17 protein-coding genes and 1 pseudogene are annotated in these 25,683 nt (G+C 42.6%); 8 read left to right on the forward strand and 10 right to left on the reverse strand.

Annotation, left to right across the window (positions count from 1 at the left end; all coding sequences use genetic code 11):
- Positions 1 to 80: 80 nt before the first annotated feature.
- On the forward strand, positions 81 to 1,214 hold the full coding sequence (locus PSYC_RS01410; protein WP_041757862.1) for a 4-phosphoerythronate dehydrogenase: 1,134 nt from the start codon (positions 81 to 83) through the stop codon (positions 1,212 to 1,214).
- Between the two features lie 60 nt (positions 1,215 to 1,274).
- A complete protein-coding gene (epmA, locus tag PSYC_RS01415) occupies positions 1,275 to 2,303 on the forward strand; it encodes an EF-P lysine aminoacylase EpmA (RefSeq protein WP_011279581.1) in 1,029 nt (342 codons plus the stop codon).
- Between the two features lie 288 nt (positions 2,304 to 2,591).
- Here epmA and PSYC_RS01420 read toward each other — a convergent pair whose 3' ends face one another.
- From PSYC_RS01420 to PSYC_RS01445, 5 genes are all read right to left on the reverse strand, one after another.
- Positions 2,592 to 3,041 (reverse strand): YaiI/YqxD family protein, encoded by a 450-nt coding sequence (locus PSYC_RS01420; RefSeq protein WP_011279582.1) that lies wholly within the window; start codon positions 3,039 to 3,041, stop codon positions 2,592 to 2,594.
- Complete coding sequence (locus PSYC_RS01425) at positions 3,041 to 4,396, reverse strand: 5-(carboxyamino)imidazole ribonucleotide synthase (protein ID WP_011279583.1); 1,356 nt, start codon at positions 4,394 to 4,396, stop codon at positions 3,041 to 3,043. The genes PSYC_RS01420 and PSYC_RS01425 overlap by 1 nt, the downstream gene beginning before the upstream one ends.
- Positions 4,397 to 4,630: 234 nt before the next feature.
- The gene (gene purE / locus PSYC_RS01430) at positions 4,631 to 5,191 is read right to left on the reverse strand and encodes a 5-(carboxyamino)imidazole ribonucleotide mutase (protein WP_011279584.1); all 561 of its coding nucleotides are present in this window, start codon (positions 5,189 to 5,191) and stop codon (positions 4,631 to 4,633) included.
- Positions 5,192 to 5,430: 239 nt separating this feature from the next.
- Positions 5,431 to 6,402, reverse strand: coding sequence for a metallophosphoesterase (locus tag PSYC_RS01440; protein ID WP_011279585.1), 972 nt, complete (start codon positions 6,400 to 6,402; stop codon positions 5,431 to 5,433).
- A gap of 227 nt (positions 6,403 to 6,629) precedes the next feature.
- Entirely contained in the window at positions 6,630 to 7,238 is a 609-nt protein-coding gene (locus PSYC_RS01445; RefSeq protein ID WP_011279586.1) for a rhomboid family intramembrane serine protease, read from the reverse strand.
- Positions 7,239 to 7,694: 456 nt separating this feature from the next.
- Between PSYC_RS01445 and PSYC_RS01450 the strand changes: the two genes are divergently transcribed.
- Together PSYC_RS01450 and PSYC_RS01455 are read left to right on the forward strand one after the other, a co-directional pair.
- Entirely contained in the window at positions 7,695 to 9,197 is a 1,503-nt protein-coding gene (locus tag PSYC_RS01450; RefSeq protein WP_011279587.1) for a hypothetical protein, read from the forward strand.
- A gap of 537 nt (positions 9,198 to 9,734) precedes the next feature.
- Positions 9,735 to 11,336, forward strand: coding sequence for an OmpA family protein (locus PSYC_RS01455; protein WP_011279588.1), 1,602 nt, complete (start codon positions 9,735 to 9,737; stop codon positions 11,334 to 11,336).
- A 262-nt stretch (positions 11,337 to 11,598) separates the two neighbouring features.
- Here PSYC_RS01455 and nagZ read toward each other — a convergent pair whose 3' ends face one another.
- Positions 11,599 to 12,681, reverse strand: coding sequence for a beta-N-acetylhexosaminidase (gene nagZ, locus PSYC_RS01460; RefSeq protein ID WP_011279589.1), 1,083 nt, complete (start codon positions 12,679 to 12,681; stop codon positions 11,599 to 11,601).
- A gap of 482 nt (positions 12,682 to 13,163) precedes the next feature.
- On the opposite strand from nagZ, the gene PSYC_RS01465 reads away from it, so the two are divergent.
- Complete coding sequence (locus PSYC_RS01465) at positions 13,164 to 15,374, forward strand: carboxy terminal-processing peptidase (RefSeq protein ID WP_041757448.1); 2,211 nt, start codon at positions 13,164 to 13,166, stop codon at positions 15,372 to 15,374.
- A gap of 497 nt (positions 15,375 to 15,871) precedes the next feature.
- On the opposite strand, the gene PSYC_RS01470 is transcribed toward PSYC_RS01465, so the two are convergent.
- Entirely contained in the window at positions 15,872 to 16,357 is a 486-nt protein-coding gene (locus PSYC_RS01470; RefSeq protein WP_011279591.1) for an FKBP-type peptidyl-prolyl cis-trans isomerase, read from the reverse strand.
- Between the two features lie 461 nt (positions 16,358 to 16,818).
- Between PSYC_RS01470 and PSYC_RS01475 the strand changes: the two genes are divergently transcribed.
- Positions 16,819 to 18,804: a M61 family metallopeptidase gene (locus tag PSYC_RS01475; RefSeq protein ID WP_011279592.1), complete on the forward strand. Its 1,986-nt coding sequence runs from the start codon at positions 16,819 to 16,821 to the stop codon at positions 18,802 to 18,804.
- A gap of 93 nt (positions 18,805 to 18,897) precedes the next feature.
- Here the strand turns inward: PSYC_RS01475 and PSYC_RS01480 are convergent, their stop codons facing one another.
- A complete protein-coding gene (locus PSYC_RS01480; protein WP_011279593.1) occupies positions 18,898 to 19,737 on the reverse strand; it encodes a CopM family metallochaperone in 840 nt (279 codons plus the stop codon).
- A 203-nt stretch (positions 19,738 to 19,940) separates the two neighbouring features.
- On the reverse strand, positions 19,941 to 20,567 hold the full coding sequence (locus PSYC_RS01485; protein ID WP_011279594.1) for an rRNA large subunit pseudouridine synthase E: 627 nt from the start codon (positions 20,565 to 20,567) through the stop codon (positions 19,941 to 19,943).
- A gap of 215 nt (positions 20,568 to 20,782) precedes the next feature.
- Between PSYC_RS01485 and PSYC_RS11755 the strand changes: the two are divergent.
- A pseudogene (locus tag PSYC_RS11755) lies at positions 20,783 to 20,999 on the forward strand (NADP-dependent isocitrate dehydrogenase); the annotation flags it as partial.
- Between the two features lie 279 nt (positions 21,000 to 21,278).
- Here the strand turns inward: PSYC_RS11755 and PSYC_RS01490 are convergent.
- Positions 21,279 to 23,498 (reverse strand): NADP-dependent isocitrate dehydrogenase, encoded by a 2,220-nt coding sequence (locus PSYC_RS01490; RefSeq protein ID WP_011279595.1) that lies wholly within the window; start codon positions 23,496 to 23,498, stop codon positions 21,279 to 21,281.
- Between the two features lie 806 nt (positions 23,499 to 24,304).
- Between PSYC_RS01490 and PSYC_RS01495 the strand changes: the two genes are divergently transcribed.
- Positions 24,305 to 25,657 carry a GNAT family N-acetyltransferase gene (locus PSYC_RS01495; protein WP_011279596.1) on the forward strand — a complete coding sequence of 451 codons (1,353 nt, stop codon included), beginning with the start codon at positions 24,305 to 24,307 and terminating at the stop codon, positions 25,655 to 25,657.
- Positions 25,658 to 25,683: the final 26 nt, after the last annotated feature.

The raw sequence follows: 25,683 nt of genomic DNA on the forward strand, positions 1-25,683 counted from the left end.
TAAAGCGCCTAAAGTAATACATAAGATTATCCACAATCAATCAGGCGGTCACGAATACTATGAAAAACAAGGTAGATACGATTAAAAATCTCACTATTGTGGCTGATAGTAATATCGCAAGCCTTGATGAATTTTTTAATCCTATAGCGCTGGGTCAAAATACTGAGCAACAGGTGCAGGTAATACGCGTTGCTGGACGCGATATCAATGCGCAATTATTGGCGGACTTGCAGCCTGATGTGCTGTTGATACGTTCAGTCACCCAAATAGACCAAGCATTATTAGCTAATAATAATAGTGTCAAATTCGTCGGTTCTGCGACCATTGGTACTGATCATGTCGATCAAGATTATTTGGCAGAACGCAATATTACCTTTGCCAATGCCACTGGCTGTAGCAAACATTCAGTCGCGCAATATGTAGTGAGCGCTATTTTGACATTGCGTCCACAGTATTGGGCACAATCTATGACGCCATTAACATTGGGCATCATTGGGCTTGGTAATATTGGCAGTACGCTGGCTCAGTATGCCAGTGATTTGGGCTGGCAAGTATTGGGTTATGATCCATTGTTAGCCACGTCCGATATCAATAATGCCAGTCTTGAGCAAGTATTATGTCAAAGCGACATCGTAAGTTTACATGTGCCTTTGACGGATAAAAAAGATACGGATACGCAAGGGGCAATGAGCATCAGCAATAATTTCAGCGACTATCCAACCCGTCATTTAATAAATGCAGAAACTTTGGCACGGATGTCGCCGCATACCATGCTGATTAATAGTGCGCGTGGACCTGTGATTGACGCCGCTGCTCTCGAAGCCGATATCGATGCGACCGAACGCCAAGTGGTATTGGATGTGTTTGAGCACGAGCCACAGATAGCGGAGAGTTTACTATCCAAGCTTGCGATTGCCACACCGCATATCGCTGGCTATACGTTAGAGGGTAAGCTACGCGGTACGCAAATCATCTATGATGCCCTATGTGAAAAATTGGCAGTGCTGCCTGTGTTGTCGATGCATCAGCTGCTACCACTCAATACTTATCTATGGTCTGAGCTAAAAGAAAATCCAGACAGATTACTAAAGTTTTATGATATTAAAAAAGACGATACGGCTTTAAGAAATAAAATAACGAGTGGTCAAGTGAAAGGGTCGGATTTTGATCAGCTACGCCGTGATTACCATTTGCGCCGTGAATGGCAAGCGTAACCAGTCAGTGTGACTGTTTGAATATCTATCTTGAAGACTTATGAGGCACTGTAATCCGCTATGAGTAAAGCCAACAATCAGCCTTTGTCTAAACCGAGCTATGCCCCAACTATGACCCTTGCGATGGCGCAGCAGCGTGCGCAATTGGTGAGTGTCATTCGTCAGTTTTTTGCCACGCGTCAAGTGATTGAGGTGCAGACACCGCTATTATCGCAAGCCGGCAATACCGATACTTTTTTGCAGTCAGTTTCTGCACAGGTCACGTATCAAGACAAACCTTATACATATTATCTTCATACCTCGCCTGAATTTGCCATGAAGCGTTTGCTTGCCAGCTGGCAGGTACCTATGTATCAGATTTGCCCCGTTTTTCGAGATAATGAAATAGGGGCACGCCATAATATCGAGTTTACGATGCTTGAATGGTATCAGCCGAATTATAGTCTGGATGATATGGCGGCTGAGCTGGGTGAGTTATTAGAGATGCTGTATGGTTATCCGATCATCATGAGTCATTATCGCTACGTTGATGCTTTTATGGATTTTGTCGGTATTCATCCGCTGACAGCCAGTCTATCAGCATTACAGGCAGTAGGAGAAGACAAAGGTTTGACGGGGTTTGATTTTAATAGCGCACAGAGCTGCGCAATCGATAGCGAACAAGACCGTCGTCAAAGCTGGCTGGATTTATTATTTAGCCATGCCGTTGAGCCAAATTTAGGGCATGATTTGCCGACGTTGATTATTGAGTATCCGCCTGCGACTGCCGCTTTAGCAAAGACCGCTGTTGATAAAGACGGTAATAAGGTCGCCAAACGCTTTGAGCTCTATATCAAAGGAATTGAGATTGCCAACGCTTATGATGAGCTAGCAGATGGACAGGCATTAAGGGAACGGTTTGAGCAGGACAATCAATTGCGCAAGCGTCATAATTTGCCACAAATGCCTATTGATGAGCATCTATTAGCGGCGTCTGATGACTTGATACCTTGTAGCGGTATCGCAGTTGGTGTTGATAGGTTGCTCATGGTCATAACAGGCGCCATTGGCTTAGAGGAAGTCATTCCTTTCTCTAGTGGTTTGGCTTAATCACTCTCCAATGGACTTAACGTAGTCGCTACTTATTTGACAAGTCTATTAGAAAAACGCGAGTAACCCATTAGGCTTACTCGCGTTTTTTGTTTTAACCACTATAGTCGGTGAGAAGTATAGTCGGTGAAAAGTAATATCGATACAACACCTACTACTGGTGCAAATTTTGCTTGCTTGCTTGCTTGCTTGCTTGCTGTGCCTACGCAGACAGAGGCTGCAAAAAATTTACACCAGCAATACGGTAGCGACTTTAAAGTATTTCAACCACTATAAAGAATTTGAAAATTAGCGTACCAATTTGTTTAAACCATCAGCAAAGGCTTTTTTATCACGATCGCCATAAGGTTTTTGCCCGCTCATTTCTTGCAACTCGAGCACACCAGTGCCACGCATGGTATCCATAAAATCGCGCATATTGAGCTTTTGCTTGATATTGTTTTTGTCATAGACCACGCCGCGGGTCGTCAGTACCATGCCACCTTTGTCCAAAATATCATTTGCTAAAGGGATATCGCTGGTAATCGCCAAATCACCTGGCTGAATCTGCTCAACGATATAATCATCGGCCTTATCAAAACCAGAGGGCACGACAGTCATCACCAGTAGCGGCGACTTACGCAGTTTGATTGGTTGATTAGCGACAAATATAGCCATGGTTTGTGTGCGCTCAGCGGTTTTAATAATCAAGTCTTTAGCAATTAATGGTACCGAATCTGCGTCTACCCAAATCTGCATTATTTCTTAGCCTTTTCTACTTTTGGGTTAGCTAGCTCAGCAATTTGCTGCTCATTGTCATTATTTGCTGAGCTTTTTTTATTTTCAGCGTTAGTCTCTACTTCAGCAGTAGTTAAGCTATCTTCTGCCGTTGTCGGATTGTTGATGGGTGTTACTTTCTTATCAAGACCGACTTTATTAGGTAGTATGGCGACCAGCTTGGCTAGTGCGGGCTCTAAGTCTGCCACATCGTTTGGCATCAAGGTAATATGGGCAATTTTTCGGTCATTGCGCTCCGCTTTATGATAGCTGTGATAATGGACGCCATCAATATTGAGCACCGCGCTAATATCAGGATATTGCCCTAAGATATTGATCATAATTGCTGGATGGACATTATCAGTATCGCCTAGTGGTAGATTGACCACGGCACGAATATGATTTTCAAATTGGCTGGTGACAGCACCCTCAATACTCCAGTGTCCAGAATTATGAACGCGTGGTGCTATCTCGTTAGCCAGTAAAGTGTCATTACCACGAGCATCTTTAGTCACAAATAGCTCAAGCGCCATCACTCCAACATAGTCCAAATGATTCATGACTTTGGTAATGGCATCAGTCGCTTGCTTGAATAAATGACTGGTACCAATGGCTGGCGCTTGGGTCTTGGCCAAGATACCCTGATGATGATGGTTTTCGACCAAATCATAACAGCGTACTTGACCGTTTTGTCCTCGTGCGGCGATGATAGAAAGCTCACGGCTAAAGTGAATAAAGCCTTCTGCAATTAATGGTGCTGGCGTTTGTGTCAGTGAGCCTTTACCTGTAACCGCATCCTTGAGCTCTTGCCAAGCTGCTTTGATATCGCTGTCGGCTTTAATCACAAATTGACCTTTACCATCATAACCGCCTCGGCTGGTTTTTAGCACGACAGGCAGTCCAAGCTCATGACAGGCTTGCTGTAACTCTGCCTCTGAACTGACGGGCATAAAAGGCACCGTTGCGATATCAAGCGTATTAAACATCTGCTTTTCTTTTAAACGATCTTGCGCGATATCTAGCGCAATCGTTGGCGGGAACATCCCTTGTTTTTTGCCAGATTTTGATAAGTTTGCCAATTGCTCAACAGTCGCAGTCGGGGTATTCTCAAACTCCAGAGTAAAGACATCAGCAGCTTCAATAAAAGCGTCTAATTGCTCACTGGTAAAAACGCGTCCGTATAAACTGGCGGGACAGTCAGCGCTGTCTTCTAAAAACACACATTGATAGCCCAATGGCATCGCCGCTTGCGCCAGCATCATGCCGAGCTGACCACCGCCTAAAATTCCGATGGTACGGATGGTTTGAGTAACAGGGTAAGCGTTCGCTATGGTCATGGCAGGCTCTTTGATTTAGATAAACAATGGGTTAAGTGCTTCAAGGTATACGAATATAAAGGCATTAAGGGTATAAAAGTCTAACGAATTAAAATAGGAAAAGGTGCATTGTATGCACCTTGTATTTAGTAAAACCTATCTAAAAGTAAATATCAAGTGAAGCATGCTTATATTTAAATAAGGCGATTAAAATAGCAAATATAACCATCGAATGCTATTCACTTGAGCTGGGTATTAAGGATTGATAATACCGGGTATTGGACTGGCAAGAATGGTATTAGTTTGGGTATGACGCAGATGGCCAAGCTTAGTCGCAATCGATTCATCATGTAATGCCAACACTTGGATGGCAAGCAGTGCAGCATTATAAGCACCAGCGGATCCAATCGCTAACGTTCCAACTGCCACGCCTTTAGGCATCTGAACGATAGAAAGTAAGCTGTCCCAACCACTCAGCATAGAAGATTTTACGGGGACACCAAAAACAGGTAGCGGCGTTTGACTGGCGCACATACCAGGTAGGTGGGCGGCACCACCGGCACCAGCGATAATCACTTGTAAGCCGTTACCTTTTGCACTTTTGGCATAATCAAACAATCTATCAGGCGTACGGTGCGCTGATACTACTTCACATTCAAAGGCGATATCAAAGTCTGCAAGCAATTGTGCCGCCGCGCTCATGGTCGCCCAGTCAGATTGTGAGCCCATGATAATACCAACTTTTGGTTGACCAGCAGGCGAGGTAATAGGTCCGTTCTGATCAATAGCGTTAACAGTCGCTGATGTGGTGCTCATGCTTTGATATCCTCAAAAAGACCATCATACAAAAATTTTGCTGCATTCGTAAAGCCAAGTTTGCGCTTTAATGTCAAAGCGAGCATAAAAATCACCATATATAGTTGAAATACTTTAAAGTCGCTACAGTATTGCTGGTGTAAATTTTTTGCAGCCTCTGTCTGCGTAGGCACAGCAAGCAAGAAAAATTTGCACCAGTAGTACCTGTTGTATCGATATTACTTTTCACCGACTATATCTTAAATAGAACCGAGTATGTTGGTATCTTGATCGTGACGATATTGGATAAAATGACTGGTTTTTAAAGGTAATGGCTGCTCGCTATCGAGCTGATAACAGGTCAGATAGCCACTATCGACGGCTGCCGAATAATCGGTACAGATAACTTGTGGACTGAGCGGTTCAGGCTCGCCCGTTAGCCAATAATGCCCGACAAATACAGGCTTGTGGGTTTTTAGCGTAAAGTCGATGTTTTCAGCCAATGCATCTTTAGGGATTTGTGCCAATGCAGATAAAGGTGCGCGAGCCACTTCGTGAATGCTGCGTGTATTCAATGCATCGAGCCACCAACGTACTCGCACGCGTGTGCGCTTGGTGCCTTCTTTATCGACCATTACTAACCCATTAGGCAATGGGGTTTCGACGCCCTTTAAGACGCGCTCTAACGCATCAAATGCTACAGTACCTTCTCTAGAGGTCGCGATCAGCCCATGGGCTGTCAGGCAATTATTCTCTGTTAAGAGTGGCTGTAGTACCGCCATACTATCGACATCCCAGCAAGCATGGACAAAGCAAGCATAGTCGATTTCCAGCCACAATGGGATCTCATATAAGCGCTGTAACCAATATTGATGTGTCTCTGAACCAAATGGCACTTCTGCCAAAAACGTCTCATGCTGGCGGGTATGTATCTCGTTATGTGAGCGCAGATATTGGCTGGTATCATCGGGATCAGAGGTGGCAAAGGCAAGTGCATTATATTCATGATTGCCCATTACTGCATCAGCGACATCAGCATCCAGCATGGCAAAAACGATTTCTAACGTCGCTATCTGCTGTGAGCCGCGGTCAATTACATCACCAATAAATAGCGCACGATGACCGGCTGGCGGCACAAAGTGCTGACCATTATGTACATAACCCAGTTGTTTTAGCAGTCCAATGAGCTTGTCTGCATAGCCGTGAATATCACCAATAACATCTATAATCATAATAAAACATCAACGTTAACTATAAGACTACTTAAAAAGGCCTATTTAAAAGGCCTATAGTCGGTGAAAAGTAATATCGATACAACACGTACTACTGGTGGAAATTTTTCTTGCTTGCTGTGCCTACGCAGACAGAGGCTGCAAAAAATTTACACCAGCAATACGGTAGCGACTTTAAAGTATTTCAACTATAGTCAAAATATAAAGTAACTCCATCATAGCGTTGCCTAAAATCCAGGTGATAATAGGGCATTTAGAAAATGAGGTAGGACTTGTGGCTCTAAAATGATGGTAGCTATGACACCAAACGCGCCGCCCCACATATGTGCCATATGATTGATGTTTGAGCCGCCGCGTTTATCAGAATAGATACTGTAAGCGACATAGGCAACTGCAAATAAGATGGCTGGGATAGGGATGATCGCAAACAGATAGATTTTTTCCCAAGGAGCAAGCAAGATAAACGCAAACAATACAGCAGATACACCGCCTGATGCGCCAAGACTTAAATAACTGGCACTTTGCTTGTGCTTAATATAACTTGGAATCATCGCGACAATAATAGCCAGTACATAAAAAAGCAAAAAGCCATAGCCGAATAAAAATTTCTGATATAAGCCCTCAATGGCACGACCAAAAAAGTATAAGGTAAACATATTAAAGAGCAAGTGCATGCTATCAGCATGGATAAATCCATGAGTAACAAATCGATCCCATTGACCATTGTTTACTGCTGGCGGATAAAAAATGAGTCGATTAAACAGTGCTTTGTTTTGCCACGCCAACAAACTGACAATAACCGTAATAATAATGATAAGCGTCGTCTGATTAAACAAAGGATAGTCCTTAGGTTGGGTCTGATAGATAGCAGTAATAAGTAAGACAATACTTAAAGCCTAGGTTTTATTGGTTATTGTCATCCAAATATGACTGATAAACAGTTACGTACTCATATTAATAATAGTAGCAGCAATCATAGTACAAAAACCAATATGCGACAAAATTGTGCTTTAATGTTTATTTATATTGAATAATATAACATCGTGTGAGCGACAGTGAGTAATGCTTCGTATACTGACAGTAACGACTGATACTATTACCAATCAAGATATATCGACTATATAGTCGATGAAAAGTAATATCGATACAACCCGTACTACTGGTGCAAATTTTTCTTGCTTGCTGTGCCTACGCAGACAGAGGCTGCAAAAAATTTACACCAGCAATACGGTAGCGACTTTAAAGTATTTCAACTATATGTGTAACATTAACGCTGACCGAGGCAGTAACTTATGAGTATCATTGACCAACTAGAGCAAAAGGTGACCCCAGCTATATTGGGTAACAATGGTAGCGTCTCCCATGTCAGCTTATTAGAACAATTTTATGCTATTTTGGCGTCGCGTTTGGCATTGCCAAATATTTACTCACAGTTATTGCGTGACGATGCTACCGTTATCGGTGAGCATGTCGCAGAAGCGCCATTGTTTGAGCAGTTATGGCAAACGCCAAGCTTACGTCGGCTGATGATTCAAGAGCTTGCATCGACCCATCATATTGATGAGTTTACGACGATGCAGCTGCTGATAAATGCCGCGCCACTTGCCTATCAAGAGTTAAAAATACTGGCAAATGGACAATTTCTGCCAGCCTTTTTGCAAGGTGAACAAGCCTCATTGCGCCCTTATTTGCCGATATGGTCCGCACCTATTATTGGCGCGCTTCAGCATCCTGATGATGAGCTGTTTCAAAGCCAGAGAGTACTGGCAGGTACTGTGATACCAGCTGTTGCTTTAAATAACTACGAGCCCGCCGCTGTCGATATTATTACTTCACCGAGTTTCACAGCAGAATCGCCGATACCGACTTTGGATGAGCGTCTCAGTACTGATTCGATTCATGTCAGTCCAGCAGAGCATCATTTGGCAGAAAACACCAGCCTACGCCGAGAAAAAACACGGACCCGAAATCAACGCAATGATATGTTGCTATGGACATTTGTATTACTAGGGGCAGTGACAGCCATTGGGCTTGTGTGGGCATTATTAATCAAGCCAAATGATACGCCGCCAGTAGAAGCTGTGGTGACAACGCCAGTTGTCGTGCCGCCTGTGATTGAACCGCCAGTACAAGTGGTAACGCCAATTGAGCTGATAGTTGGGGTGGATAACAATGGCAGCTTATATACTTGTAGTGGGTCGGTGGGCGATGTCGCGCTGCAAAGCCTATTGCAACAGGCGCTCAATACCAGTTTTGGTGAGCAGGCAGGAATGTGTCAGTTAATCGTAAAAGAAGGCGTTGCCAGCAGCGTTGCTAATATGCCGATAGAGGTATTACCTAATGTGCTGACATTATTGAGATCAGTACCGTTTGCGCGCTTACAATTGCAAAACGATCGCATTACGGTAGAGGCGCCAGATACTATGCAGCTACAACGTTTAATGGCGGATATGCGTACATTGCTACCATCGATGATGATCGAGAGTACTGCGCCACTACCATTACCTAGCAACCCTAATGATATGAATAATGGCGTCATGCAACAACAAGGCATGGCGACCAATAATTTTAACAATCAATTTGAAAACGCGCCTGCAAATAACAGCGCTAATAATGTGGAGTATCAAGCGCCAGACGATGAGACCAACGATAGTGTGATGCCAGCACTTGCAAGAAATAATAACACTAATAATTTTAATAGCGCGCCTTCAGGCTCAAATGGTTCTGTCTCTTCATCTGAATTTGAGGACATGGCAAACAATATCATTGTGGTTGAACCTGCTCAAGTCAGATGATAAATTACTATAGTCGGTGAAAAGTAATATCGATACAACACGTATTGCTGGTGCAAATTTTTCTTGCTTGCTGTGCCTACGCAGACAGAGGCTGCAAAAAATTTACACCAGCAATACGGTAGCGACTTTAAAGTATTTCAACTATATTTTTTTCAAAGACTATAAGACGTTAACAAGTGCCTTATATTTTATAGGGCACTTTTTTTTATTAATATTACAATTTAACGTTGAGCTGATTATATGTTAGCAATTTTTACTTTATAGGCGTCATAGTTACGCGTAACAACTGAAATATTACTTATTGTAGCATTTGCACAACAGCGTGTTGATTGTGAACACCTTCTTAATACTTTTATAATAACAAAAACTGAATATAGTCAGCGCTTATTTTATAGCGTGGCTATTTATTATTTCAGACTCTTAAATTTTAGATATCCTACTGATATAGATGATCACTGATATAGCACTCTGTTTTTTGAGCGCGTAAACGAGATAAAACAAGCCACATAAAATAATGATGAATTGAGGAAGAATGCTATGGATATTATCAGTCATTTGACACGGACAGTCAGTCCAGCAGTACTTGGAGACGATCACAATCCCGCCAAGAAGAATTTGCTTGAACAGTTTTATGCTATTTTTGCGGCGCGTCTAGCAGACAATCAGACCCATGACCGTTTTGCCAATGAAACGATTGCTCGCGATGACCAAGGTTTTTATGATCGTGTATGGACAGAAGATGCGCGTCGTGATCAAATTGCCCGTGAGCTTGCTGGTAAGCACAACGTCGATGTGGTGGCTGCTCGTGGCTTAATTGCCATGGCAGCGCCGCTTGCTTATCATGAAATCAAAAGTTTGTCAGGCACGACTCCTGTACCTCAATTTTTAAACGAAAATATTGACAGTTATCAGCGTCATATCCCTGTATGGGCAACGGCTGTATTGCCTGTTGGCGTGATTGCTGCTGCCCCTGTTTCTACTGGAGCGCATATATCAGATACGGTAAGCACAGCGCCGCTACAGCACGAAGCAGAAAAAGATGGTAGCTTTATGAAAGCGCTATTACCCATTATTGGACTGATTATTTTAGGTGCTTTGGCGTGGGCACTATTAAGAGGCTGCCAAGACAAGCCTGAGCCGGTCGGCATGCCAATTGTGACAGCGCAGCAAGCAGCGAATAGTGATGGACAGGCGGTTGCGGCTAATATGGCACCAGCATCATTGCGTATTACCACTGGTGAAAATAGTGAGCTATATGCTTGCCGTATGGATGTGGGTAATGACACGCTACAGAGCAATGTTATGACGGCACTGACTAGCGTGTTTGGTGATGCCGCTAATAATTGCCGAGCAGATATCGATGATAATTTCTCAATTGATATGCCAGCGACTGCGCAGCTTGCCACTATTTTGTCTATTTTTAAAAACGTCCCAAATGCTAGTATGTTGGTTAAAGGCGATACGATTACAGTCAATGCTGCTGACACTGCCGCTTTAAATAAATTGGTATCTGATTTACAAGCTGCTGCGCCAGCGATGACGGTTATTGCTGAAGGTCCGCTCAATGAGCAAACTGAAATTGCTGACAGCTTAACAGCGTCTGAGGCAGCAATGGATAACTTGGGTCAAAACCCAGATCCTCGTGATGTAGCTCGCGCCTTAAGTCTACAAGTGGTCAATTTTGAAGTAGATAAAGCGTTGATTCCTGACGCCAACAAAGCGCTATTGGACCGTGCTGTGAAGCTGATGGAACAGGTGCCCAATATGACACTGATGATTATTGGCCATACCGACAAAACAGCGGATGCTGCCTATAATCTAAAGCTATCAGAAGAGCGTGCTCAGGCAATGAAGGCATATTTGGTCGCACAAGGTGCTGATCCCAGTAAGCTTATGACCAAAGGTATGGGTGAGACCGATCCTATAGCGGACAATACGACAGACCAAGGTCGTTTCCGTAACCGCCGTATCGAGTTTGTGGTCTATGACGAAACGACTACGGCCAATGATGGCTTAGCAATTAGTAATGACGCGCTTGACCCAGATCTAAATCCATTAGACAGCGATAACGATGATTTGATGCCAGACGCTGATGATGCAAGCCGTGGTACTGCATTGGATTCAGCTGCCAACAACTAAGTAAAGCGTTAAAATGTTGTAAGTTAAATTATAAAACAGAAAAACCGCATCTTAATCAAGATGCGGTTTTTATTTTGCTTATCTTTTTATATCAGATTAACTTGATTGCCATTTATTAGTTATAGTCGGTGAAAAGTAATATCGATACAACACGTATTGCTGGTGCAAATTTTTCTTGCTTGCTGTGCCTACGCAGACAGAGGCTGCAAAAAATTTACACCAGCAATACGGTAGCGACTTTAAAGTATTTCAACTATAGTTATTATATATAACTGGTTGGGTCTTTTAGCTCAAGGTTAGCTGATGCTTGAGATTCTAATTGAGTAGGAAAGAACGTCTGTGAGATATTTATTTTTGCCTGTTGCCAATAGTCAAACTGCTGACAAGTAGATTCGAGATCGCCTTGCCAAGCCGGTATCTGCCCACACATGGTCTTGATGCGTTTTTGATTGGGATAGGGCAGCGCTTGCGCCGCTTTTGCCGCCTCATGAGCGGCGACGCGGTCGTTACAGACCAAAGCAATATCGCAACCGGCTTCAATCGCTGCTGTGACGCGTGCACTGACATCACCCGCCGCTTTTGCCCCTGCCATAGACAAGTCATCAGAAAATAACACACCCTCAAAATTTAGCTGTTCACGAATGATGTCTTTGAGCCAAATTTTAGAAAATCCCGCTGGTTTATTATCTACTTGTGAAAAAATCACATGCGCTGGCATCAAAGCGTCGAGCCATGGCAACGTTTGCGCAAATGGTTGCATATCACTGTTCATAATATCATCTAAGCTACGGTCATCAATGGCTTCAGCGACGTGCGAGTCGGGAGCTATCGAACCGTGACCAGGGAAATGCTTGCCTGTTGTTGCCATGCCAGCAGCTTTCATGCCTCGCATAAACTGGCTTGCCAGAGCGATGATGGCTTGAGGATCATGGTGAAAGCTGCGATCGCCAATAACTTGGCTAATACCATCTCTATCGAGCACCGGTGCAAAGCTCAAATCTATGCCTACTGCCAATACTTCCGCCGCCATCAAATAGCCACAATCATAAGCACATTCGAGGGCGCGATTGGGGTCTTGGTTAAATAACTCACCAAGCCTGCCCATCGCTGGCAATGGCGTAAAACCGTTACGTAATCTGGCAACGCGCCCCCCTTCTTGATCGACCCCAATCAGGATATCGGCATTGTGACAACGTATGTCGTCACACAGCGCGCGCACTTGGGCGGCATCTGTAACGTTTCTGGCGAACAAAATGACCCCACCAACTTGTGCTTGTCTAATTAGGCTGACATCTTCAGCCGTCAGCGCGGTACTATCGATATCAATCATTAAAACACCATACATTGCGTGATCCTTATGAGGTTATATATTGTTATATGATACGTTAAACTAAAAAATAACGATAAATGACATCTATTATTCATCGCCATTAGGGTCTTATTATGACAGTAATTGCGAGCCGAGCATAATGTATCACGGGAAGACATTTGAAGACATTTTAATACATTGACTGATATTCGTTAAATAGATACGTCTGGTTTATGCAGTAGGACATTTGGTATGTTAGGGCGCAGCGTGTAAGATTGTTTATACAGTTTGAGACAGAGCTATATTTATGGCCATGCTAGTATTGATTGGTTTTTTAACGACAAAGCCAACATAATCCATATGTAGATATAAGCTTTTAGTGCTAGCGTAACGCATGGTTTAGTGTTAAATATAAGAGAGTAAAAATAGCTAGATTTTATGGACAGCCGTTTATAGATATTTTTTGATTTTGCTAAAAATAAAGCATACTTTTCACTTAAAATAATTAGGTATATATGATGAAAAAACAACCAGCACAGTGGTTACTCAGTGCAGCGTCAGTGGGCATCGCAGGTTTAATTCTTACCCAAAGCTATGGCACCGCAGTAGCTGATACCAATACCGAAGGCTTTAAACAAACGCCTGAGCAACAGGTTACCACGCGCCAAGTAGCGGCATTGCTGGATCGCAGTCATTATCTTAATCAGCCACTCGATACGGCGACTGGTAGCGAGATTTTGTCTATGTATATCGATAGCCTTGACCCAAACCATACGCTGTTTTTGCAATCTGATGTCGATGAGTTTAAGAAAAAGTATGCCGATGAGTTTGGCGTGCGCTTAAAGCGTGGTGATTTATCTGCTGGGGTAGAGGTGTTTGAGCGCTATCGTAAACGCTCAAATGAGTATTTTGCCATGGCAAAAAAGATGCTAAAAACGGATATTAATTTAACCAGCAAGGATACCATTGTCCTTGACCGTGAAAAACTCAATCATTTTAAAACCAAAAAAGAGCAGCGCGACTATTGGACAAGTCAGTTGAAGTTTCAGTTGATGAGTATTACTTTAGGTAAAGAAGATGAGAAAGCAAAAGAAAAGGTATTTTTAGACAACCCAGATATCACGCGCGGTCAAGATTTAGTACGTAATGACGAACGTACGCCTAGTGAGATTTTGCTTAATCGTTTATCTCGTCAGCAAGAACAGTTTACCCGTCTAAAAGATGATGAGATTATGGAAACCATCTTAAACACGGCGATGCTGACCTACGATCCGCACAGTAATTATTATGCACCGATTCAAGCCAATGAGCTACAAATCCAATCTAGTTTACAGTTAGAAGGCGTTGGGGTATCTATCCGTCCTGATCGCAAAAACCCAGACTATACGCGCATTGTAACTTTAGTCGATGGGGGTCCTGCGGCAAAGTCGGGTCAAATTAAGCCCAATGACTTAATTATTGGTATTGCCCAAGACGGTAAGACTATGACCGATGTAGTTGGCTGGTCAACGCGTGAAATCGTCAGCCTAATTCGTGGTAAGCGCGGCACATCGGTGACGATTAAAGTACGTCAGCCCAATACCCCTGATGCCAGTGCCCGTAATGTGACTGTGGTGCGTGATATCATTCAACAAGAAGAATCAGGTGTTACTCAGCGTGTCGTTGAAGTTCAGCGTCCAAATATTGATAAGACCCCAAAGCGTATCGGTGTCCTTGAGATCCCGAGTTTTTATCTAAACTACCGCGCTCGCCGTAATGGTGAGGACTACCGTAGCGTTAGTATCGATACCGAAAAAGCACTTAAAGAGCTTAATACAAAGAATATAGACGGTCTAGTCGTTGATCTACGTAACAATCCGGGTGGCTCGCTAGATGAAGTTGCCAAGATGCTAGGCTTCTTTATTAAGAGTGGTCCGCTGGTACAGATTCGTGATAATCGTGGCAATATCCAAGTTTACCGTGATGACGATGGTGGTGAGCAGTTGTATGATGGCAAGGTAGTCGTTCTGACGAACCTAGCGTCTGCGTCAGCAAGTGAAATCTTTGCAGCCGCCATTCAGGATTATGGACGTGGCTTGGTGGTCGGTAGTACCACGACAGGTAAAGGCTCAGCGCAAATCCAATTAGACAGTTTGGCACTTGGTTCTGCAACGTTAACGCAGCGTAAATTCTATCGTATCACTGGTGGTAGTACACAGAATAAAGGCGTGGTGCCTGATGTTGAATTGGTCAATATCTATGACAATGCAACCTTTGGCGAGCGCGCACAGAAAAAAGCCTTGCCTTGGGATACGATAAAGACAGCACCGTATAAGCCTGAAGGTAAATTTACGTCGAATACCTTAGCGACGCTAAACCAACAATCAAAAATTCGTCAACAAAAAAATCCTCAGTTCGTTTATTTATCAACGCTCAATGATATCCGTAATATGGAAGATGAGAAAAAGCCAGTTGCGCTCGATATCAATAAACGCCGTGCTAAAATGCAGCTGATAGAAAAACGCTCATTAGAGGTTGAAAATAAGCGTCTGATTGCAACTGGTGAGCGTCCTTATGCCAACTGGAATACTTATCAAGCGGCAATGGATGCTAAGTTTGAAGAGCGTAGTCAGATGAAGGCGGGTGAGCGTCCAGAGTTACCAGAAGATGAAGCCTTCATCAATGAAGCGGCTTATATCATGCTGAGTACTGAGCCGAAAACGCTAAGCAGTCCTGAAGAAAAGCCATAAGAAAGCACTGTAAATTATTATTCATTCAGCTGTTTAAACGTCAATGCATGTAAGCATATGCTTACATGCATTGACGTTTAGACCTCTTACTTAGTTTGGGTCAATCTGCGATTATACATATACGGCACGATTGAACGAAAAGGTTCAGAGGTACTAGGGATTGGTATCTGGAAAGTCGCATAAGGGATAGGTAGTTTGCTGATTAGGGATGATAGGGCTGGATGCCCGACCGTTATAAAATACTTCGGGATTAAGTATTGAATGACAGTAACATGGATGGTTGGTAATAAAAGCCGCATAATGCTAGTCGTTATGCGGCTTTGTTACGTCTGGGCTTTGTCATATCTAAAGGGTGTTCGTCTTAAGTAAGTATGGATAAAAACCTTTAAAATTTGCCCATTAAAAAGGGTTAATAGAAAAATCTACTAACCCTTTTTGATAAATGATGTGAAGCATCACTTATCACCTAAGCATCTAACACGATAATCAATCAGTGATTAGTGCTCAACGCCACCTGCGCCATGTACATGACCGTGGTTTAGTTCATCTTCAGTAGCAGCACGCACTTCTTGGATTTCAACATCAAAAGTCAAACGCTTGCCAGCTAGTGGATGGTTTGCATCAACAGTCACTTCTTTGTCACTGACAGCGGTGACAGTCACTAGCATGACTTGACCACCAGCTTCTGACTGAAACTGCATACCAGGCTGGATATCTTCAACGCCTTGGAAGTTGTCACGTGGTACATGTTGTACCGCTTGTTCTTGATACTCGCCGTAACCATCAGCAGGCTCAACAACAGCATTGACTCTTTCGCCAGCAGATTTGCCTTCTAGTTGTTGCTCTAGACCTGGGATGATATTGCTGTGACCATGCAAATAAGCAAGTGGTTGACCTTCTGGAGACTGGTCAAGGATATTGCCTTCGTCGTCTTTTAAAGTGTAGTTAAACTTGACGGCAGTGTCTTTTGCGATAGTAGTCATAAATTATCCTAAATATGTTGATATTAAAAATTAAATACGGTTGCAATAAACCTAAAAAAGCCAATCAGCCAGCCAAATAGCCACGTCATCAGTTAATTATCATCAGTTTATTAGGGTAACTTTAGCAGTTAGCCTCTTTAATTGCGATAACTCCCATAACTTTCAAGGTTAAAACAACAAAAAAATGCCAATTAATCGTGTAATTGAGCAAAATAATCAGTATTTTTAGTATATTTACCAAATATAGTCGGTGAAAAATAATATCGATACAATACGTACTGCTGGTGCAAATTTTTCTTGCTTGCTGTGCCTACGCAGACAGAGGCTGCAAAAAATTTACACCAGCAATACGGTAGCGACTTTAAAGTATTTCAACGATAGCGTCTTGCTGGTTTTAGGTCTGCCGGTTGCGTTTTTGAGCAATGACTTCTACCATAGCGATAACTATAAGGATAAAAAATATGACGTCCATCTCTCATGCTGCCAATAATCAGCTATCTGATATTCATTATCAATTCGACTTTGAGCGTTTTTTAGAGCATCTGGTTGATGTTACGCTTAGGTTTACGGCAGATATAGACGCGCCAAACTTATGGTTGCCGGCATGGATACCGGGCAGTTATTTGATGCGTGAATTTGCCCGCAATATTACTGCGGTACATTATGAGGTAGTAGATTGTCCAATAGGAAAGAAGCAATCAGTAGATAGCAAAGCTGTGGACAATGACGCAAAACCTAACAGGCATCGCGCGCAAAAAATAGATAAGCATACTTGGCAGTTGCCCCAGGCGAGGGCGGGACAAACGATAAGCGTATATTATGAAGTATACTGTTATGATTTATCGGTGCGCACGGCTTATGTCGATCAGCAGCGTCTATACGGCAATTTTACTTCTTTGGCATTGGCGGTTAATGGGCAAGAGCAATCACCAGTACAAGTCAGTTTGATGGTACCCGAAGCCTTTTTTGTTGATAAAAAGAAGGAACAAGTATTATTGGCATGTGGACTTAAAGCCACGAATTTACAAAGCGATGAGCGAGACTTATATGATGAGCGAGACTTATATAGTGTGCAAGCGGACAGCTATCACGAACTGATTGATTATCCGTTTGAGATTGCGATACAGGAGAAGTTTGATTTTATTATTCAAGACAGTCAGCACCAGACGCTGAGCCATCAATTTTTCCTCGCGGGTAAGCACAATGCCAATATGGGGCGACTGCAGCAAGACCTCACTCAGATTTGTCAGACCTATCTCAATTGGTTGGGTGCCGCGCCGTTTGATGATTATACTTTTATGACCTATGCCAGCGGGCAAGATTATGGCGGTTTGGAGCACATCAATTCGACCAGTCTGATTACCCCGCGCCGTGATTTACCTCGTATCAATGAGCCAGCAGTACCAAGCAGTGATTATCAACGATTTTTAGGCTTATGTAGCCATGAGTATTTTCATGCGTGGTGGGTTAAGACTGTGCGTCCCGATGTGATGCTAGAGGTGGATTTGCGCCGCGAAGCTTTTACGCCTTTGCTATGGGTGTTTGAAGGCTTTACCTCTTATATTGACGATTTTATGCTGCAAGCGTCAGGAGTCATTGATAAGGTAAGCTATCTGAAGTTATTGGCAGAACAAATTAATCGCTATTATCAAACGCCGGGCCGCGCGCAGCAAAGTGTGGCAGAATCGAGCTTTGATGCGTGGATTAAGCTGTATCGCAATGATGAAAATACCGGCAATGCTGGTATCAGCTATTACAATAAAGGCGCTTTGGTAGCGTTATGCTTAGATTTAACGCTGCTAGAAAAAAGTGCGGGACGTTATCGCTTATTTGATGTGGTAAAAGGTTTTTATGAACAAGCGCGGCAAAATGAAAGCAAGCGCATCGGTATCAGTAGTGCGGATATGGGGACTGTAATCGGGCAATTTATGCCAGTAGCAGAGTGGCAAGAGTTTGAACGTCGCTATATTAATGGCGTTGAAGAGTTACCGATTGAGAAATTGCTGGCTGCTAACGGCATTCAGTTTTATACCAATAATAAAGAAACCGCTGACAAGCATGTGCCGTGGGGTATGAGGTGTACTGAAACGCCAGCTGGGATCAAGATCAATCGCGTGACGCGTGGAAGTGCAGCGGCAAAAGCTGGACTCTCAGCACATGATGTTATTATCGCAATTGATGGTATTAAAGCGGATAACAAACAATTAGCACTATTCAATGATGCATCGCACGACATTGAATGCCATTTGTTTCGCCGTGATGAGCTGATGATGGTCAAGGTTTTACCCAGAGTGCTCAACGATAATACCCATGCAAAAAATAGTTTAGAAAAAGTATTTCCGCATAGTGTTAGCTTGCGTTTCTTGAGAGCTGATCTTGAAAACGATTTAGGTCACTCAAATACGGAAGAAAATTGGCTTAATGTAATGCAGATTTATAATGATTAAGCTTCTTAATCATATAAGCGTCGGAAATTAATAACCATATCGTAAAAAATCCATGTTTAATGAAATGAACCCCAAATCTTGGACGGTTTACGTTTAAGCGTTAGGTTTGGTTATTTTGGCAGAATCTACAGCTTCTTTCGTGTTTGCAGAAGTATCTTGATCGGTAGGATTGCTTGCATCTTTTTCTGCATTAACTAACATTTTTGCAATCCATTCTTGTAACAATACAATCTCAGGCTGCTGGGCATCAATGATGTCTTGTGCCAATTTACGCATCTCTTCATCGGTGCCATATTGGAGCTGTATTTTTGCCATATCTACCGCGCCGCGATGATGAGGCAGCATACCACGCGCAAATGCCATATCTGGTATAGGGTCTGCGATGCCAGCCATCATATTGTTATGCATGGTTTGCATACCTGCAGCATAAGCTTGTTGCATTGCTTGAGTGTTGGGCTTTGGCTTTGGCGCATCAGGATGGCTAGCAAGCCATTTATTCATAATATCAATCTCAAGCTGCTGTGAGTCGATAATGTCTTTTGCAAGCTGGCGCATCTCTTTATCAGTACCGTATTTAAGCGCAATCTTTGCCATATCTACTGCGCCGTGATGATGCCCAAGCATACCTTTTGCAAAGGCGGTATCAGGATCATTATAAGCCATACCAACCATCATCTCATTGTTCATATCGCTCATCGACTTCGTATAATCTTTGAGCATGTCCGTCATTGATGTCTCATCTAGCGCAGTGCCAGCAGTAGTCATATCATGAGCATCCATGTCTTCATGGCTTTCAACTTGTCCTATTGCGACCTGTGCATCGTCTTGCGCTGCATTCACCTCAACATCATCTGCTGCTGGCTGGCAAGCACTTATTAATAGCGCAGCAGAAACGCCAGTAGCAAACAAGGCAAAATGATGAAAAGCAGTCATGACATATCCTTACTATAAATTAAACAAATAACTGAGCAAAAAGGCGTGCGATTCATATATAGCACCGAGTTAAATATTAACAGATAAACCTTACTCTTTCGAGACGCTATGTTTAAGGTGTCGTAATATCAGTGCTATATTATTGGTCACATTTAAAAATAAAGCGCTTTATCGTTAAATTTCTCGTTAGAGTAACGCAGTGGCTAACCTATGATGCCAAGTTTGCGGCATTGCTCACTATTTAGATGAATGCGTACAAACTCGCCAACTCCCAGTTCTCCAAGTTCAAACCCTGCTACTGACCAGCGAATCAAGCGTAAACAAGGTAGTCCTACATGAGCAGTCATACGCCTGACTTGTCGATTCTTACCCTCATAAATAGTAAGCATTAACCAAGAGGTCGGGATGTTTTTACGCTCACGAATGGGCGGATCACGCTGCCATAATGTAATCGGTAAGTCGGCTTCATCGAGCAACGTAGCAGAGGCAGGTAACGTCTTACCATCTTTTAATATGACCCCTGACGCCAGCTCCTTTAGTTGGACAGCAGTGACAACGCCTTCCACTTGCACCAAATAGGTCTTGCCTTGTTTTTGTTTGTTTTGTGCAAAATTCTTTGCAGATGGTGGCTGAGTAATGGCTTTATTAATCCGTCCGTCACTGGTCAAAATCAGCAGCCCTTCTGAGGTAGCATCGAGCCGACCAGCGATACGGAGTGACTTGTCCGTAAAATATTCCGATAGGGTAGTATGATCATTATTGCTGTCATCACGGAATTGACTTTGTACTCCGTAAGGCTTATTAAACAAAATTAGGCTGGAGCTGGACATAAAATAGCGTTTCCTAAAATAAAATGACGGATAGCAGGGCATACATTATAAGAATTAATATACGAATAAAGCATAAAGGTAATGACGTGTTTCACCTTAAGTTTATCGTATTGTACAAATATTTATAATGCTGTCATCACCACGATAAAACAGCTAGCATAACAGAATGTCAAGGAAGCTTAAAACACATAATATATATCAAGGAGCATCACTTTATGTCATATAACAAGGTTATCGTACCAAGAGACGGCGAAAAAAATAACCGTAAACGCTGATTTATCCTTTAATGCCCCAAACCATCCGATTATTCCCTTTACCGAAGGTGATGGTGTTGGCGTTAATGTCACACCTGTCATGATTAAAGTGGTCGATGCGGCAGTTGAAAAAGTTTATAAAGGCAAAAAGTCTATCGTTTGGATGGTGCTCAATTGCTATAGTTGAAATACTTTAAAGTCGCTACCGTATTGCTGGTGTAAATTTTTTGCAGCCTCTGTCTGCGTAGGCACAGCAAGCAAGAAAAATTTGCACCAGTAGTACGTGTTGTGTTGTATCGATATTACTTTTCACCGACTATATGGTGCTGTAAGTACTGTCTGATATAAAAAGCACTCATAAATAAAAGACAAAAAAACACCCCAAATTCTAAGATATTTGGAGTGTTTTTTTATGCTAATTTAACTTCTATAAATTAACTTTTATAAGATGAGTTAATTATAAGGATGCAATTGCTGCATTGAACAAAGTGCTTGGACGCATTGCTTGTTCAACCAATGATTCATCTGCTAAGTAATAGCCTTTAAGATCCATAGGCTTACCTTGAGCGTCATTCAGCTCTTTAATAATAGCTGCTTCATTATCCGCAAGATTTTGCGCAAGTGGAGCAAACTGTGCTTTTAGCTCGCTGTCTTTATCTTGTGCTGCAAGCTCTTGTGCCCAGTACATGGCAAGGTAGAAATGACTGCCACGGTTGTCAAGTTCACCAGTTTTGCGTGATGGTGATTTGTCATCTAACAACAGCTTTTCAGTCGCTGTGTCTAAAGTATCAGCCAATACTTGGGCTTTAGCATTACCATCATTCTGTGCTAAATGCTCTAGCGACACGGTTAATGCCAAGAACTCACCCAATGAATCCCAACGTAAGTGGTTTTCTTCAACCAATTGTTGTACATGCTTAGGTGCTGAACCGCCAGCGCCAGTTTCAAACAAACCGCCGCCTTTCATTAATGGAACCACTGACAACATCTTAGCACTGGTGCCCAATTCTAAAATTGGGAATAAGTCAGTGAGATAATCACGTAAAATATTACCGGTAGCAGAAATCGTATCAAGACCACGAGCGACACGCTCTAAGGTATAACGCATGGCACGAACTTGTGACATAATTTCGATATGTAAACCAGTGGTATCGTGATCTTTTAGATACATTTTTACTTTTTTGATCAGCTCGTTTTCGTGTGGACGATATGGGTCTAACCAAAAGATGACCGGCGTATTTGATTCGCGCGCGCGGCGTACCGCAAGCTTGACCCAATCTTGGATAGGCTCGTCTTTAACTTGACACATGCGCCAGATATCGCCCTTCTCAACACGCTGTTCAAGCAAAATTTCATTTGTTTCTTCGTCAACAATACGGGCAATACCATTATCACTCGCTTCAAAAGTCTTGTCATGCGAGCCATATTCTTCCGCTTTTTGTGCCATTAGACCGACGTTAGGCACTGTACCCATAGTTGTTGGGTCAAAGTTACCATGCCATTTACAGAAATTGATCATTTCTTGATAAATGCGCGCAAAGGTAGATTCTGGCATAACTGCTTTACAATCATATGGCTTGCCATCAGCACCCCACATTTTACCGCCATTACGAATCATGGCTGGCATAGATGCGTCAACGATGATGTCACTTGGCGAATGGAAGTTGGTGATACCTTTTGATGAATCAACCATCGCCAAACGTGGACGATGTACTTGGCAAGCATGTAAATCGCGTTCAATCTCTTCACGAGTTGATGCTGGTAGTTTTGAGATTTTGTCGTATAGGTCTACCATACCGTTATTCACGTTGATGCCTAATTCATCAAAGAAAGCGCCATGTTTGTTGAAGGCCTCTTTATAATATGTTTTAACTGCATGCCCAAATACGATAGGATGCGATACTTTCATCATGGTTGCTTTTACGTGCAGTGAAAATAAAATGCCCGCTTCACGGCAGTCTTCCATTTCACGCTCATAAAATTCAAGTAGCGCTTTTTTGCTCATGAACATGAGGTCGATGACTTCTTTATCAAGCAAAGCGAGGCCTGTTTTGAAGACATTGACAGTACCATCGTCAGCTAAGCGTTCCATGCGCACGGTACGTGCTTTATCTAAAGTGATAGATTGCTCGCCGTCATAGAAATCGCCGCTGTGCATATGCGATACATGCGTCTGTGACCATTGCTTCCATTCACCCATTGAATGTGGGTGCTTACGTGCGTAGTTTTTGACCGCTTTTGGCGCACGGCGATCTGAGTTACCTTCACGCAGTACAGGGTTCACCGAGCTACCTAGGCTTTTGCCATAACGCTGACGAATTTCTATTTCTTTATCCGTTTGTGGATCTTCTGGAAAATCAGGAATAGCATAGCCTTTACCTTGTAGCTCTTTAATCGCCGCTTTAAGCTGTTGAACAGAAGCACTGATGTTTGGCAATTTGATGATGTTGGTGTTTGGATCTTGTGTTAGACGACCCAGCTCAGCTAAGTTGTCAGGAACGCGTTGCTCTTCACTTAAAAATTCAGGGAATTCAGCCAATACACGGGCAGCAACTGAGATATCAATGGTGTCAACTTCGATGCCTGCTGTTTGAGTAAATGCTTTCACAATAGGCAAGAATGATACGGTTGCAAGCGCTGGGGCTTCGTCGGTTTTTGTATAAATAATTTTTGACATTGTAGTAGAGTGTTCCTTTATGTTGTCAGTAATGAAGTGAGTAGGGCTTGGATATTATTTAATACCTTTATACAGCCTTCATACCATAATGGGCGATGGCGCTAAATTAAGTACATCGTATGTCACTTTTGCAATCATACAAAAATATATTGAAACGGTTCGACGCATTCAAATAATTTTGAGACTGCCTGTTGACGTTATTTTGCAAAACTATCTTTTGGCAGCTGCTTTAACCTTTATGACAAGCTTGCCGTCAAAAAAGGGGTTGAACGATTGGGTAACACTGCCTGACGATACATGACTGTCGGTATATTATAGTTCATCCACTATAAATCCGATATGATGTCAATCTCGTATGTTGAACTAAGTATACTATTTCGCTCATATCTCATGTATATGAATTATATTAAGCTAATAATACCCTTATTCTATCAGTCATCAAGATTGATATCATCTTTTCCATACAATTTGCCTGTTTTTAATCGCAATTTTTATCACGTATGGCATAAAAATTTTGTTTATATATCACTAGCACCGCATCGTTTTTTAAACGGTATCGCCGATTTTATAACGGTTATGCAAAATTCTTGCAAATTGTGACAGCAAAAAAATGCCAATTTGATAGGATATCGTTGAAATACTTTAAAGTCGCTACCGTATTGCTGGTGTAAATTTTTTGCAGCCTCTGTCTGCGTAGGCACAGCAAGCAAGAAAAATTTGCACCAGTAGTACGTGTTGTATCGATATTACTTTTCACCGACTATATATGATCAAGAAAATTCATCAAAAAAAACAGTGTACTGATTATGAATTTACAATATGTGTTACTTAACGATAACAGTTGGCAAAGCCAAGGCGAGTGGCAAACGCCAGACACTCCTTTTATGTCATTTGCTTTTTGGCAAGCGCTTAGTGATACTGGCGCAATTGGCGAGGAGGCTGGGTGGTTGCCTATTTATATATTGGTGCACCGTGTAGAATCTGATGACGACTTTACCGTACAACAAAGTCTGTCTTCTGTAGAAGCTTCTATAAAAGTGAAGCAGCCGGTTGCAGTGCTGCCCGTCTTTATTAAAGGTCATCATCGAGGGGAGTTTGTATTTGACCATTCATGGGCGCAAGCTTATGCACAGTACGGTCTCGACTACTATCCGCGTTTGGTGACCAGTGCGCCTTATACGCCTATTACAGGTCAACGCCTTTGGTTGGCAGAGGGCGAGACGCTCGATGCTGAGATTATAAACACTGCCATTAAAGGCGTGGACGATATTGCGCAGCAAGTAGATGCCTCCGGCTGGCATGGGCTATTTGTCACGCCTGAGATGGCTACTATCGCAACCACATTGATGCCGTTTAATAGCCACACTAGGTCAGCAGGACAAAGCCATGGAGTAGATTCTGCTTCTAATACATCAATGAATATAGCAAGCAATACACCAGTACTTGAGCGTCAAGGCTGTCAATTTTTATGGCAAAATAAGAACCTAAGTCAGAATGATCAACTATTTGCAGATTTTGAAGAGTTTTTGGCAACCCTCAAAGCCAAAAAACGCAAAACCATTCGAGCTGAGCGCCGAAAAGTTGCTGAGCAAGGTATCACCTGCCAGCGAAAATGCGGTGATGAGATTATCGAGTCCGATTGGAAGACGTTTTATCATTGTTATGTAATGACTTATGCGGTACGTGGGCAGCAGCCTTATTTGAGCATAGATTTTTTTGAAGCTTTGGCGCAAAATATGGCTGAGCATGTAATGTTGGCACAAGCGCTTGATGCCGGTGGTGAGATTATTGCGAGCAGTTTGTTTTTGTATGATAAGCCTGACAATAAAATGGCGACTTTGTACGGTCGTTATTGGGGCGCGCTTGGTGAGTATGATAGCTTGCATTTTGAGCTGTGTTATTATCAAGGTATTGAGTTTGCCATCGAGCAAGGCTTGCACTATTTTGACCCAGGGACGCAAGGCGAGCATAAGTTGATTCGTGGTTTTATCCCAACTACCACCCACTCATTACACCGTATTTATGATGCACGTTTTGTACCAGCGATTGCTGATTTTTGCCACAAAGATCGGCTACATATGGCGCAGTATCGAGAGCAAGCATTTGAAGCTTTGCCGTTTAATATCGATAATATGCCAACGTTTGATAACAATGAATAACCTTATTCTTTAACCATCTTCTACTT

The organism is Psychrobacter arcticus 273-4, assembly GCF_000012305.1.
Taxonomy (GTDB): Bacteria; Pseudomonadota; Gammaproteobacteria; order Pseudomonadales; family Moraxellaceae; genus Psychrobacter; species Psychrobacter arcticus.